12 protein-coding genes and 1 pseudogene are annotated in these 12,896 nt (G+C 48.9%); 7 read left to right on the top strand and 6 right to left on the bottom strand.

Annotated features, from left to right (window positions below):
* Both BGK46_RS02825 and BGK46_RS02820 read left to right on the top strand, forming a co-directional pair.
* Window positions 1-267: pseudogene (locus tag BGK46_RS02825) on the top strand (IS5/IS1182 family transposase); the annotation flags it as partial.
* A 159-nt stretch (window positions 268-426) separates the two neighbouring features.
* Entirely contained in the window at window positions 427-750 is a 324-nt protein-coding gene (locus tag BGK46_RS02820; RefSeq protein ID WP_069586949.1) for a hypothetical protein, read from the top strand.
* A gap of 58 nt (window positions 751-808) precedes the next feature.
* Here BGK46_RS02820 and BGK46_RS17565 read toward each other — a convergent pair whose 3' ends face one another.
* Window positions 809-979 (bottom strand): hypothetical protein, encoded by a 171-nt coding sequence (locus tag BGK46_RS17565; RefSeq protein WP_175418631.1) that lies wholly within the window; start codon window positions 977-979, stop codon window positions 809-811.
* A gap of 161 nt (window positions 980-1,140) precedes the next feature.
* On the bottom strand, window positions 1,141-1,488 hold the full coding sequence (locus tag BGK46_RS02815; RefSeq protein ID WP_069586948.1) for a carboxymuconolactone decarboxylase family protein: 348 nt from the start codon (window positions 1,486-1,488) through the stop codon (window positions 1,141-1,143).
* A gap of 243 nt (window positions 1,489-1,731) precedes the next feature.
* Here BGK46_RS02815 and BGK46_RS02810 point away from each other — a divergent pair, with 243 nt between their 5' ends.
* Window positions 1,732-3,690, top strand: a complete 1,959-nt coding sequence (locus BGK46_RS02810; protein ID WP_069586947.1) for a methyl-accepting chemotaxis protein — start codon at window positions 1,732-1,734, stop codon at window positions 3,688-3,690.
* A gap of 83 nt (window positions 3,691-3,773) precedes the next feature.
* Here the strand turns inward: BGK46_RS02810 and BGK46_RS02805 are convergent, their stop codons facing one another.
* Window positions 3,774-5,159 (bottom strand): multicopper oxidase family protein, encoded by a 1,386-nt coding sequence (locus BGK46_RS02805; protein WP_069586950.1) that lies wholly within the window; start codon window positions 5,157-5,159, stop codon window positions 3,774-3,776.
* Between the two features lie 149 nt (window positions 5,160-5,308).
* Window positions 5,309-6,082, bottom strand: coding sequence for an EAL domain-containing protein (locus BGK46_RS02800; RefSeq protein WP_069586946.1), 774 nt, complete (start codon window positions 6,080-6,082; stop codon window positions 5,309-5,311).
* A 338-nt stretch (window positions 6,083-6,420) separates the two neighbouring features.
* Here BGK46_RS02800 and BGK46_RS02795 point away from each other — a divergent pair, with 338 nt between their 5' ends.
* A complete protein-coding gene (locus BGK46_RS02795) occupies window positions 6,421-7,035 on the top strand; it encodes a DNA-J related domain-containing protein (RefSeq protein ID WP_069586945.1) in 615 nt (204 codons plus the stop codon).
* Between the two features lie 55 nt (window positions 7,036-7,090).
* On the opposite strand, the gene BGK46_RS02790 is transcribed toward BGK46_RS02795, so the two are convergent.
* Window positions 7,091-7,387, bottom strand: coding sequence for a DUF406 family protein (locus BGK46_RS02790; RefSeq protein WP_069586944.1), 297 nt, complete (start codon window positions 7,385-7,387; stop codon window positions 7,091-7,093).
* A gap of 248 nt (window positions 7,388-7,635) precedes the next feature.
* On the bottom strand, window positions 7,636-9,291 hold the full coding sequence (locus tag BGK46_RS02785) for an AMP-binding protein (protein ID WP_069586943.1): 1,656 nt from the start codon (window positions 9,289-9,291) through the stop codon (window positions 7,636-7,638).
* Between the two features lie 365 nt (window positions 9,292-9,656).
* Here BGK46_RS02785 and BGK46_RS02780 point away from each other — a divergent pair, with 365 nt between their 5' ends.
* The 3 genes from BGK46_RS02780 to BGK46_RS02770 all read left to right on the top strand — a co-directional run bounded on the left by BGK46_RS02780 (window position 9,657) and on the right by BGK46_RS02770 (window position 12,731).
* Window positions 9,657-10,121 carry a TetR family transcriptional regulator gene (locus BGK46_RS02780; RefSeq protein ID WP_069586942.1) on the top strand — a complete coding sequence of 155 codons (465 nt, stop codon included), beginning with the start codon at window positions 9,657-9,659 and terminating at the stop codon, window positions 10,119-10,121.
* 349 nt (window positions 10,122-10,470) lie between these two features.
* Complete coding sequence (locus BGK46_RS02775; protein WP_069586941.1) at window positions 10,471-11,316, top strand: magnesium transporter; 846 nt, start codon at window positions 10,471-10,473, stop codon at window positions 11,314-11,316.
* A 227-nt stretch (window positions 11,317-11,543) separates the two neighbouring features.
* On the top strand, window positions 11,544-12,731 hold the full coding sequence (locus BGK46_RS02770; protein ID WP_069586940.1) for an acetate kinase: 1,188 nt from the start codon (window positions 11,544-11,546) through the stop codon (window positions 12,729-12,731).
* The last annotated feature ends 165 nt before the right edge of the window (window positions 12,732-12,896 follow it).

Below are 12,896 nucleotides of genomic sequence, written 5' to 3'. Positions count from 1 at the left end.
AGTAATGCGGGTTATTGGGAGAATGATCATCCTCGCAATGCAGCCGTCAGCGCCTTAAAGTCGGGTAACTTAGAAGACTGGAAAAAAGAAGAGGGTTATCACCAACGCTCTCTGTCAGAAACAGGCATGTCTCTATACAAAACGTTAATCAGCCCTCAGCTGACACTACGTAACTACGATGCACAAGTTGGCGAAGCATTGGCCAACGTGAAAGCAATAAACAAAGTCATAAGGCTTGGTATGCCTGTTAGCTACCGAGTTGATTGATGGGAGAAATCCCATTGGGATCAGTGCTTTGGGTGACTGATTTGACCAACAATGCCCATCTGCGTTATCGTAGTTATGTTGTTTTCTTATTAATTAATATCGCCTTGTATAGCAGTTAGGGGTGGTCGCTATGGTTTCTCTATTTGATAAGGAGCTTATATGGATTCTCAGCGATTTTGGTTTGTTCTAGCTTGTGTTTTCACTTTGCTCGGCGTTGTGGCGGCTTACGGATGGCTCGTAGAAACCGTCAAATTTGGTGGTTTTATTGCAACGGGTAGTCTGCTCCTTGCAATGGGTTGTTTTCGATTTGCTATTAAAAATAAAGACCCTGATGTCATTTTTGGGGCGTGGGGTGGGGTTGAAAACGCTCCTAATATTACGGAAGAGTGGGTGGGAGAAAAGGTTCTAAAAGACTCAATTGAAATGGACCCAGGCTTTGTAGGGTCGCTTGCATGGTTAGCAAACCCTGATAGATTAGAATAAGTATCTGCGTAAAAAAACCAGCTTTGGAAGCTGGGTTTTTTTGGCTTTTTTAAAAGAATTACATGCCTTTCAACGCGTTCGCATCAACCTTTGGCTTGTCCCCAAAGTTGTCCGGCTCTGGAGGTGGTGCAGGTTTATCTTCTTCAAGCGGTTGGAAGACATTGAATTCACTGTCCCCATCGACTTTTTGTCGCCGCTGAGCATTGCTTTGATTATTCAAAGATTCCATTACATAGGTTCTTTTGCCTTAGGGATACTTCCCCGTGCCCATGGGGATAAACCGCAACTCGCTGTCCTTGTATTCATAGAGATGCTATTTGTGGTAGCACTGACGAGACTTATTGAGAAGGCCGATACCTCAATAACTCGGCCTTTGACTATATAAATAAACTAGCAATTGCTAAGCTGCTCAACCGCCTCTAGGGCTTGCGCACCATAAATCAACGACGGGCCGCCGCCCATTAAAATGGCAACGTTGATCGCCTCTACACATTCTTGCTTGGTCGCACCGTGCTTTAATGCGGCGGCAACATGTGCGCCGATACAGCCATCGCAACGCGCGGCAATACCAATCCCTAGTGCAATCAACTCTTTGGTTTTTACATCAAGGTCGCCTTCTGCCATTGCGGCACGATGAAGCTGACCAAATGCCGCCAGAGTCTCACTGCTGTTTGCTTTAAATTGTTTATTTAACGCCAATTGTTGCTCATTGATTTCTTGATAGTTTTTCTTGGTCATAGTCCCACCTTTTATTTTAGCTTTGACTAATGTATTTGCTTTGTGTGTAGGATGCAATCCGTGTCCATGATTTATAATTAATTGCCTAGAAATCTTTCTCTCTCTGTTGGTTTCGATTTGCCAGCGCCGTTAAATCCGCTTTTTTATGGCTGGCTGAAAATGCCTGTTCTAGTCTCAATAAGTCACTATTGATAGTTGACATGTTAATGCTGAACGGTAGGTAGTCACTGACGGGGGTCAGTTATGAGTATTAAAAAACGCATTTTAGCCATTGTGTTGACAGGGGTGGTACTGCCGACCCTGATTATTAGTGTCGTTGCCTTGTATAAGTTTCGAACAAGTACCCTAATCAGCTACGAACAAAGCTCATACAAAGAAATGCAGCACATTGGTAATGCGTTTAAGTTCTATCTACAAGGCCTGTCTGCCAACGCGAAAATGTTAGCCAATAGCCAAGCGTTGCAAGAGCTTGATGGCAGTGTCGCCAAATACATGGGCCCGTCAAAGCCAATGACATCGCTTCAGAATAGTCCGGTCGAAGCCCGTGCGTTTAAATTATTGGATGCAATGGGCAACTCGCGCGATGATTTCGCCTATGTCTTTTTGGGCTTAAGCGATGGCGGCTACATTCAATGGCCGCAGGGGGAGTCTGGCGATTACGATCCTCGGCAGCGCCCTTGGTATCAAACCGGATTAGGAAGTGGTAATAACCCTGTGCGCGTGCCGGCATACCAAGATATTACATCGGGCGCACCTTTACTGGATTATGTGATGGAGTTTCCCGCGCAAGATGGGTTAACCGGGGTGGTGGGTGTTGATGTTACCTTGGAGGCATTGACCAATATGCTTGGCGAGGTCACGCTCGGCCAGTCAGGTTACATTGTGCTGGTGGAAGATACCGGCACCGTCTTGGCCGATCCCAATAACCCAGATAACAACTTTGAATCCGTGGATAGTGTGAATAGCGTCTACAGCGGTCAATCGCTGAGCCGTGCGCTCAAGGCGGTGTCATTTGATGGTGAGTCTTATTTTGTTAACCAGTATCAAGCGCCCGATAGCGGCTGGCGTTTAATTGGTATTGTGCCGCAGCAAGAAGTGTTAGGGCAGGTTAATCAACTGCAAACCGTGATTATCTCGATTGGCGTGCTTTTAGTGGTTATTTTCGGGGTGCTGGGCTTCTTTATGGTTAACCGTATCTCTGCCTCGATCGTAGCGGTGAGTGATGGGCTCAGTGATGCGGCAAGTGGTGAAGGTGACTTAACTAAACGTTTGCCGGTAACCAGCAAAGATGAGCTAGGCACGACCGCCACTGCCTTTAACCAGTTTGTGGATGTGATCCAAGAGCTGATTATTGGCATTAAAGATCGCTCGCTGAAACTTACATCTCATGCCGATCATACCACCCAGTTTGCTGAGCAGCTGGATGGTGCGAGTCATCAGCAGCGCTCAGGGCTCGAGCAGATTGCGACCGCGTTCCATCAAATGGTCGCGACGGCCAATGAGGTATCGCAAAACTGTAATCAGACGGCCGATTCGGCGCAGCAATGCCAATCAGAAGTTGATCGCGGCATGGCCTTGATGAATAACACGCGCGCAGCAGTGCAAGAAATGGCGACCACGCTCAACGAAGCGGATAGCGCCATGGCTGAGCTTACAAAAGAAAACGACAATATCACCGCTATGCTGGATACCATTCGTGGTATTGCCGAGCAAACCAACCTTTTGGCGCTGAATGCGGCGATAGAGTCTGCACGTGCGGGGGAGCATGGGCGAGGATTTGCCGTAGTGGCGGATGAGGTTCGGGTGCTGTCGCAAAAGACCACCAAATCGACCGAAGAAATTGACGAGTTGTTACAAGCCTTGACTCAACGGACTAGCCAGCTGTCAGAAAAGCTACAGGGCAGTGTGGAACACTCGCAGACGACCACAGAGGCCACCGAAGAAGCCCTGAGTGTATTTGGTACTATTCAAGAGTTGGTGGGGCAGATCCATGATATGGCCGCGCAAATTGCCACCGCAACAGAAGAACAGCACTCGGTATCGGAAGACATTAATCAGAATGTGACCAACGTATTGGATGGTGCGAATAGTGCTGCTGAAACCGCGGAACAAACTAACGCAACGGCGGCCGAGTTACGTATGGTGGCGACCGAACTCTCAGAGTTGGTAAACCGATTCAAAACCGACAAACCCAGCACATAACGGCGCTATCTTTAAACAGGAGCGCTAAAGAGGAACGGCGAGCAGGTAGGCTCGCCGTTTTATTGTGCACGTGATGTTTATCGCTACACCACTTCAACAAACCCCATTAGACCGGTTTTCATGTGCTCAATGACATGACAATGGTACATCCACCGGCCAGGGTTATCGGCCACAAAGGCTGCCTTGGCGTGGCCATTTTTACCCAATAGCACGGTATCGGTATGGAAAGGTGTCACGGGTTTACCGTCCATTTCCAGCACGGTAAAGGTATGACCATGTAAATGGATTGGGTGGTGGTACTGAGTGACATTCTTTAAATCGAAAATATAGGTTTTGCCCCGTTCGAGCGTTGCGATCGGTTCGGGAATGTTGCCTTTGCTCATTCCCTCCCATGCGCGTTTGTTCATCAGCCAAAATTCGTGCTTCCCTTTGCCTTGCTTATCGGCGGGTGTGATTGCGCCGGCCCATTCAAAGACAAAGTGTCGCGTTTCCGCATTCGCCAAGTCAGGAGTGGCCACTGGATTAAGTGGCAGGGCGGGCAAAGGTTTTTCGACCAAGGTGGATGGCGTTGTGGTAAAGCTAGCCAGTAGGAAAGGAAAGCGGCCTTTCATGTACATGATCTCAACATTGGTTCCGGCTTTGGGGGCGACCAAACCAATATCGAGTCGCATACCGGGCGCGATCTTGTGCTCTTCGAGTCGTCGAGGCGTCGCGATCGGATTACCGTCAATGGCAACAATCCAAGCGTCCGCACCGCGGACTTGAATAGGATAAGTCAGGGTATTATCGACGTTGGCTAAACGCAGGCGAGTGGTGGCATTTTCTTGTAGTTCATACTTAGGTTGATGAACACCATTCACCGTGCCCCATTCACCCGGCGTTCCCATTCGGGCGCTGTAACGAGGAATGGCGAGATCTTTCCATTGCCCTTGGGGGTCGAGGTGCCAATGTTTGAGCATGAGTACATGCTCTTCGTCAAACGCGACCGGCGACGCTTCTTCCACCACAATGGTGCCTACCAAGCCTTTGCCCAATTGCACCACAGAGTTCATGTGAGGGTGATACCAAAAGGTGCCAGCGTCAGGCGGTGTAAAGCGATAAGTAAAGGTTTCGCCCGGCTGAATAGGGGGTTGGGATAAAAAGGGTACACCGTCCATTTCAATCGGAATACGGAGTCCATGCCAATGAATGGTGGTGGGTTCATTAAGGTTATTGGTAAAGTGAATTGTCACGGGCTCGCCCTGACGGCAGCGAATCGTGGGCGCAGGGATCTTGTCGTTAAATGCCAATACATCCGTTTGATGGCCGGGCACTAAAGATGCTGTGCTTGGCTCAGCGCTTAAGTGATATTCCCACATGCCATTATCTCGTGATGCGGATACCAGCGAACAAGCAGGAAGGGCGGACAACGCAGCGAAAGCAGCGGAAGATTGGAGAAAGCGACGTCGAGTGAGGCCATGCGCTGGCATGCCTTGGTCACTGCAAGTCATAAGAATACCTTTCGAATCAAATAATCGGTTTACTATACCGTGAACGCGTCAAAGTGAGAAAGATTATCAATTGACCCTGTGAGGCAGTTAAAATAAGCCAGCAACAGACTGCTGGCTCGATAGTCGGATTATTGACGGTGAAAAATGTCGAGGCCAGATGCTTGATTTATGGCGGGTAATGCTTCGAATTCAGGCTTGGCAATATAATACCCTTGGAAGAAGTCGATGCCTAAATCATGCAAGCAACGTAATTCTTTCTCCGTCTCTATCCCTTCGGCAATAATTTGACGCCCTAGCTCCTCACACATTGCCACACTGTGGCGAACAATCGCCTGTTTCACTGGGTCAGTATCAATATCTCTCACCAGCGCCATATCGATTTTAATAATATTGGTATCAATATTAGCCAGTGCCGTTAAGCCAGAGTAACCGGCGCCGAAATCATCAATGGCGGTAATAAAGCCTTGCGAGCGGTAATAGCGAATAATGCGTTGAATATGATCATAATCAAGCACTTCTTCCCCTTCGGTAAACTCAAACAAGATGCGATCGAGCGGAAACTGGTGTTCGCGCGCGGCTTTAAGGGTGGTTTGAATACAACGTTCGGGCTCGTAAACAGCATTAGGCATAAAGTTAATGCTCAAAAAGCAGGGGATCTCGAGCTTTGCCGCTAATGCCACCGCTTTGATACGGCAGGTCTGATCAAATTGATACTGATTGTCGGCGTTTACATGTTTAAAAACACTGCCCGCACCGCTGCCATCCATGCCTCGTACCAGCGCTTCGTATGCGAACACACGCCCAGTGGATAATTGAACAATGGGCTGAAAGGCCATTGAAAAGGCAAAAGGGAGCGGTTTTTTGTTTTTGCAGGCATCGCATTGGGAGGCGGAATGAGTCATAGATTTAAATATCAATGAAATAAAGGTGTTTAAACAATAATAGATGGTGCGTGTCTTTAATGCGAGTCAAGGTGTCTAATCTCTGCGCCACGACGAGTTATCTACAATGAGAAATTAAGTTGGCACTAGATATGCTTAATAATTAAGCGGCAATATCAGGCGCTTTTTTGACGTTGTGCGATACAAAAAGTATGGCATACGGATGAACAAGCTGCTTTTTGCTAATAATGGCGACAAAGTGACCAAATTTGGTTTATACCTTAGTAAGGTTGTTAAACGACCGAAAATACCAGATGTGCCGGTTCAAGGTAGCTGGCCAGTGACAGAGGATGAACGTCATGCTTGCTGAAAAACGGGATGAAATAGACAACCCCCTGATTTGGCCAATACTCAGTATCTTGGAATCTACGCGACAAAGCTGGAAAGTGCACCACCTTCTCAGTGAGTTGCAAAAAAACACCATCATGGCAGAGCTGGATGCTGACCCGCATCTTGATCTGTTTAAGCGCAATTTTTTGATAATGAATGCGCTATACCAACTGCAAGAGATGTTGCTACCTCAGCAGTGGTTGCAGGTGGAGTCAATGGACATTCAATTGCAGTGGCGTGTTGGCGGTAATGGTTTTGTGGCAAACGAAATCGATTATCAAGATCCACTCCGTGAATATTACATGGATTGGAACAACTACGACGCTAGCCGAGACGATGTCAAAGAGCTGCTATCTTCGTTTTGGAAGCATTATCAACGCCATATTGGTAATGATGCACCGGGCGAAACCATGCTGGAGCGCAAAAAAGCGCTAACCGTACTTGGGTTGGATGAGCACGCTAGTGAGCATGAGATCCGTCGACAGTGGCGTAAAATGGCGTTGAAGTGGCACCCAGACCGCCCTGAAGGCGATGCGACCACGTTTCGTGAAATGTGCGAGGCTTGGCAAAGCCTGCGTCTTTAATTCCGTCGTCAGCAAGCAAATACAGGGTGTGATGACACACCCTGTATAATAGCGATTAGGCGTTGTTGAGGCCGCGGCTGCGTAGCTCAAAGATAAGCTTTTCAGCGCTGCATTCAAATTGCATTTTGATATGTGCACTGTCGCCGCTAATTTGCTCGGCGTTAAAGTCGTGCTTGACGGCAGGGTTAATACTTTGTGCGAGCGAAAGGTACTGCTCAAAGCGCGTCTGCATTGCCTCGACGCTGTCGGCATGAATCGTCACTTCCGCGACTTCATCTCCTTCTGAGATAATATAACCAATTTCCGCGCTTACACCGCACGCGTCACATGCGTCAGTTTGATTCTCTTTCATGGTAGTCCCCTACGAGATAAAGCTGCAGGCGTCAAAATAGGCTTATCGCCTGCAATAAAGATGTCATGCTGATCTTTAGCAGAGTCTTGATTGTGGCACATTGAGATAGGTCAGGTTTTGCAGGAGTTTGAAGCACGATGCATCATTGTCAGCAATCACATTGTCAGCAATAGGTGGCGAATAAAAAATCACCCACCATCAGCGTACGCCAATCGTGGGTGAATGTCAGGACATCTTGGTAGAATGCGCTAGACCCAGTCTTCTTCCCATTGGACTAAGGTGCCTTTTGGCCAGTTCGCGCCAACCTCGTGGTACTCTTGCTCCAGCTTATGGCGGCGAATTTTAAGTGTTGGCGTAAGTTTTCCGTTCTCAATGCTCCAAGGCTCTTTGATCATCAACACACCTTTGATTTGCTGGTGGGATTCCAGCTCGCTGTTGATGGTATCAATCACCTTTTTCACGCGGCGCTCATAGCGGGCTCGATCAAAGTGTGGGAAGTGGTGAGGCAGGGCAAGCAAAATAGGCGCAGGCATGCCAGAGCCGATCACACAGAGCATCTCAGCGTTAGACAGCTCAAATAAGCGTTTTTCAATCGCCACTGGGGCAACAAATTTGCCTTTCGCAGTTTTGAACGTATCGTTTTTACGCCCTGAGATACTCAGGTAGCCTTCACTATCGAGTTCGCCTAAATCCCCCGTGTGTAGCCAACCATCCACCAAGGTTTCGGCTGTGGCTTCTTCATTTTTGTAATAGCCACTAAATAGGCCCTGACTTTTGACTAAGATCTCCTGATCATCGGCTATCTTGATTTCAACGCCGGGTCCTGCATTGCCGACGGTGCCAATTTTGTCGGCCCTAAATGGATAGTTGAGTGTGCTGTATGCGTAGCTTTCGGTCATTCCCCAGGCTTCGGTGATATGTAGGCCCAGCTTCTCATACCAGCGCAATAGTGCTGGGGCAACGGGTGCTGAGCCACAGCCCAATACGCGCGCTTGATCAAGACCAAGGTTCTTCGCTATTTTCTTTTTAACCAGACTACCGACAAGAGGAATGCTCAGCAGCAGATTAAGACGTGCATCTGGCAATTTCTCTTGAATGCGCTGTTGGAACAACGTCCACAGTCGCGGTACCGAAATGAAAAGCGTTGGGCGATGCATTTTGACATCTTCAATAAAGGTATCGAGCGACTCTGGGAACGCGGTTGGGATCCCACCCATAATGGCCGACCCCATGATGTACACGCGCTCTGTGATATGGGCCAATGGCAGATACGAGAACAAGCGATCGTCCGGCTCGATACCAATATGGTCAATCAGGCGTTGTGCGGACCAACAATAGCCGCCGTAGCTCAGAATGGCGCCTTTGGGGAGCCCAGAGGTGCCAGAGGTATACACCAGTGACATCACATCATTATCGAGATGGACCGGACGCTCTTCGGTGGGTTCGTGACTTGCAACTAACTCCTGCCAGTCATAATGGCAATCCACCGTAGGATATGGAAATGCGATGGTCTTAATGTGTGATAGCGTCTGTAACGACGCTTTTAGCGCTTTAGTGTCATCCAGTTTGCCGACAAACATGGCCTTAGATTCACTGTGCGTGACCACGTGCTCAATGGTGTCGCTGCCGGCCGTTGGAAAAATGGGCACGCTGATGTAACTGCCCATCATCATCGCCAGATCGGCAATAAACCATTCCGCACAGTTTTTAGAAATTAGCGCCACCTTGTCACCGGGTTGCAAGCCCATGTCACGTAATGCTGTGACCATACGCATCGCCTGATCAGCGACGTCTGCAAAGGTGTAATCCACGAAGCGGCGATCGCGAATTTGGCGTAAAAATACGTGGTTAGGGCGTTCGTCGGCCCAGCGTAAAATCTGATCGTGTGGTTTGATGTGTGACATTGGACTTCCTCGTTGTCGCAACGTGATTCATACGTCTAACTGTTATAATAATGTTAACTTACTGACCCTGCCTGTATTTACGCAAGGCAATTGTTTAAACATGTGTTCAAATTATGACTGTCGGCACTATTTACACCAATAAGTCCTCATTTTTTGGGCTGTTTTCACACTTATCTATCAAGGTATTAGCAGAACTTTGATCCGCTTCAGCGAGTCTTTGGTGTGTTTCGTGTCAGGCTTTCTATTGCACTCTGTACTATCTTTATGGCGAGCCGTGGCGCAAATGCGTTGCCTGCCAATCTATTGCAACATGCAGACGATGACTGCCCGCCATGCTGACGGAGACTGGGGAGAACACATTACACATGCCAAAACGCAGTAAGGCCCAAACACAACAGACGATCGAGACCATTCTTGATGCCGCGAAGCAGCAACTCCTGACGTTGGGCTACGAGGGCATGTCGTATACCACCCTCAGTGAAGCGACGGGGGTATCTCGTACTGGGATCAGTCATCACTTTCCGCGCAAACAAGATTTTATGGCTGCGCTCGAACCTGTACTGCTCGATAGTTTGATGGGTACGCTTGAGACGGAGGGAACTGTTAACCAGTTAATGCAAAGTTGGATGCAGGCGATGCATGCCGATGGTGAGTTCAAAGCGATTTTACGATTGTGTTTCTACTTACTGATCAGTGGCAAAGCCGACAATGGCGTCGCCTTTCGCTGTTTACGTAAATTGCAGACAGATTGTGAAAAGCAGATGAATACTGATCTGACCGTTGCTTTTTCACAGCTGCTAGGCGCCAGTTTATTGATGTGCCGGCAGTAAGCGGCATCGGTCCGTTGAGCCTGCATAATAATTGACATAACGCGACGATATCACGCCATTCGCTTACCAAAATTTGACAGACAGGCGCGATGCCTTTTGATAAACTCGCCACGCTTTTACAGCACCAGACCTTTTTTGGAGATAACTATGAACAATACCGACCATCCTCCTAGTCGATACGGAGAAAAATAGCTGCCGTTGGTATTGTGATCCTTCCTTTTACCAGCGCAGTCGCAGCTGGTTTTCACGCTCTGTTTTTCTCCTTTCTCGATGTAACGCTTAATCACGCCCTTTCAGCGTGAGGTTCGTTGTTGATGGTCGTTACCTGTTGCCAATCGGGAGATTCGCCATGACGGTAATGAACAACACTTTTGACTATGCTACTGCGTTTTCCACTGCAGAAATCGTGGCGGCACGTAATGCGTTTTTACAATACGATATCGACAAGCAAGTCGAGCTGCTTACCGTGATGCCGATTGAGGAATCAATGGGCATTTTGCATCACTGCTCGGTGGCTCATGTACAGCATTTGCTTAATGCGCTGGATGCGCAGGGATTTGACCGCGAAGCCCGTGAATATGCCAACCATTTAGGCTTTATTCACTCGGAAGCGGAACCAGCGAAAAGCTACCTCTCTACTGGCGTGTTTGCGCACGTTAAGCAGCGGATTGGCTGGATTGTCGGACTGGCGCTGCTTGGTATCGTTTCTGGGATGATCATTGCTCAGTACGAAGATACCTTAAGTCAGCTTGTTCTGTTGGCTGTGTATATGCCGGTGATTGCGGCGGCTGGAGGCAATACCGGCTCCCAAGCGGCAACCTTGGTAGTGAGGGCGCTTGCAACGGGAGAGCTTCGCAAACGTCAGTGGCTCCAAGTGATGTGGAAAGAGGCCCGCGTCGCGGTATTTATTGGTGTGGCGATTGCTGCAGTCATGATGGTGAGGATTTTAATGTTCAACCACAACGCGACGGTAGGCGCGTTTGCACTGCACGATATTGCGGTTGCCATTGCGTTGGCCCTGTTTATTCAGGTGACCATCTCCACAACGCTTGGCGGATTACTGCCGATTGTGGCGCGTGCATGTCATCTTGATCCTGCGGTATTGGTTAGCCCGGTGCTTGCGTCTGTGGTAGATATTTCCGGGATGTGGATTTATTTCACCGTGGTCAATACCTACCTCGGCATTGGTAGCTAGCCCGAAGAGTGGCGCCCATGTGGCGCCATTTTGTATCTACGCTTATGGTCAGTGATAGCGACGCGTTGGGATTTGCGCACCCGATACGCACTTAGCTTGATCTTACGCAGTAAATTGCTGGGTAACTGTGCTATCACTATCACAACAGTTGAATTATTAAAAAATATTTTAATAATGGGAAAGGCGGCGTGATGCCGCGATTCAATTTCTGCCAATAAGGTAACCCTATGAGTGATGCACTGGTACTCGTTATTAATTCAGGTAGCTCGTCGTTAAAGTTTGCCCTGATGGATGCGCAAACTGGCGATGCTGTGATTTCCGGCGCTGGAGAATGCTTTGGGCGCGATGACGCGCGGATGAGCTGGAAAGTCGACGGTGAAAAAACCGAGAAAACCTTAAGTGCAGGAAGCAACCACCACCAAGAGGCCATGGATATCATTGTGGGCCTTATCGAAAGCAACCAATTGAGTGATAAACTGCAGGCTGTTGGCCACCGTGTGGTACATGGCGGTGAAACCTTCAGTCAAGCTACCTTGATTGACGATGCTGTACTGGCGCAAATTGATGCGCTAAAAGCCTTGGCGCCACTGCATAACCCAGCACATGTGGTGGGCATTAAAGCGGCACGCAAAGCCTTCCCAAGCTTGCCACAAGTGGCGGTTTTCGATACGGCATTCCATCAAACGATGCCAGAAAAAGCTTACCATTACGCGATTTCTCGTCAGCTCTACAACGATTACGGTATTCGCCGCTATGGCTTCCACGGCACTAGCCATTACTACGTAAGTCGTGAAGCGGCAAAATGGCTTAACCAAGCGCCTGAACAAACCAACGTCATCACTGTTCACCTTGGTAACGGTGCCTCTTTGTGTGCGGTCAAAGACGGTCAAAGTGTCGATACCAGCATGGGCTTTACGCCTTTAGCCGGTTTGATGATGGGCACACGCTGTGGTGATATCGACCCATCTATTCTAGAGTTTTTATCGAAAAAAGGGCTCAGCATGGATCAAATCCACCATGAGCTGATCGATAAAGCAGGCTTACTTGGTGTTTCGGAGTTAACGAACGATTGCCGAGGCTTGGTCGAGGCGGCAGAGCAGGGCCATAAAGGCGCCCAATTGGCGCTAGAAATGTTCGCTTATCGCGTTGCAAAATTCATCGCAAGTTACATGGTGCCATTATCCCGTCTGGATGCGATTGTTTTCACAGGCGGAATTGGCGAAAACTCACTGCCAGTCCGTGAAATGATCCTCAAAGAGCTGGCCATTTTCGGCTACCAAGCGGATGCCGATGCCAACGCCGCCGCGCGTTTTGGTGCCGCAGGGCAAATCACTACCCAAGCGTCGCCGCTTGCATTGGTGATCCCAACCAACGAAGAGCTGGTGATCGCACAACAAGCCATGGCAATGGCCTAACTGTCGCACCACCTCGGATATCAGGCGAGCCTCAAGGCTCGCTTTTTTGTTTGCCCAGCGAAGCTGGCAAACCCGTCAGGTTGAAAGAAACCTGAATCGCCCCGACTGAGGGGAAGATAATCCGACTCGCAAGGGCGTTGCTGGCCAACGGCAGGGTCTGAAGGA

It is taken from the genome of Salinivibrio sp. SS2, assembly GCF_001722075.1.
Classification (GTDB): domain Bacteria; phylum Pseudomonadota; class Gammaproteobacteria; order Enterobacterales; family Vibrionaceae; genus Salinivibrio; species Salinivibrio proteolyticus.
This window is presented reverse-complemented; position numbering and strand designations above follow the sequence as displayed.

What these genes read in the sequence shown, in the direction of transcription:
- BGK46_RS02775 (WP_069586941.1), top strand. Translation starts at nt 10,471, where the DNA reads ATGACGGTAATGAACAACACTTTTGACTATGCTACTGCGTTTTCCACT.
- BGK46_RS02770 (WP_069586940.1), top strand. Translation starts at nt 11,544, where the DNA reads ATGAGTGATGCACTGGTACTCGTTATTAATTCAGGTAGCTCGTCGTTA.
- BGK46_RS02805 (WP_069586950.1), bottom strand. Translation starts at nt 5,159, where the DNA reads ATGCCAGCGCATGGCCTCACTCGACGTCGCTTTCTCCAATCTTCCGCT.
- BGK46_RS02815 (WP_069586948.1), bottom strand. Translation starts at nt 1,488, where the DNA reads ATGACCAAGAAAAACTATCAAGAAATCAATGAGCAACAATTGGCGTTA.
- BGK46_RS02795 (WP_069586945.1), top strand. Translation starts at nt 6,421, where the DNA reads ATGCTTGCTGAAAAACGGGATGAAATAGACAACCCCCTGATTTGGCCA.
- BGK46_RS02820 (WP_069586949.1), top strand. Translation starts at nt 427, where the DNA reads ATGGATTCTCAGCGATTTTGGTTTGTTCTAGCTTGTGTTTTCACTTTG.
- BGK46_RS02780 (WP_069586942.1), top strand. Translation starts at nt 9,657, where the DNA reads ATGCCAAAACGCAGTAAGGCCCAAACACAACAGACGATCGAGACCATT.
- BGK46_RS02785 (WP_069586943.1), bottom strand. Translation starts at nt 9,291, where the DNA reads ATGTCACACATCAAACCACACGATCAGATTTTACGCTGGGCCGACGAA.
- BGK46_RS02800 (WP_069586946.1), bottom strand. Translation starts at nt 6,082, where the DNA reads ATGACTCATTCCGCCTCCCAATGCGATGCCTGCAAAAACAAAAAACCG.
- BGK46_RS17565 (WP_175418631.1), bottom strand. Translation starts at nt 979, where the DNA reads ATGGAATCTTTGAATAATCAAAGCAATGCTCAGCGGCGACAAAAAGTC.
- BGK46_RS02810 (WP_069586947.1), top strand. Translation starts at nt 1,732, where the DNA reads ATGAGTATTAAAAAACGCATTTTAGCCATTGTGTTGACAGGGGTGGTA.
- BGK46_RS02790 (WP_069586944.1), bottom strand. Translation starts at nt 7,387, where the DNA reads ATGAAAGAGAATCAAACTGACGCATGTGACGCGTGCGGTGTAAGCGCG.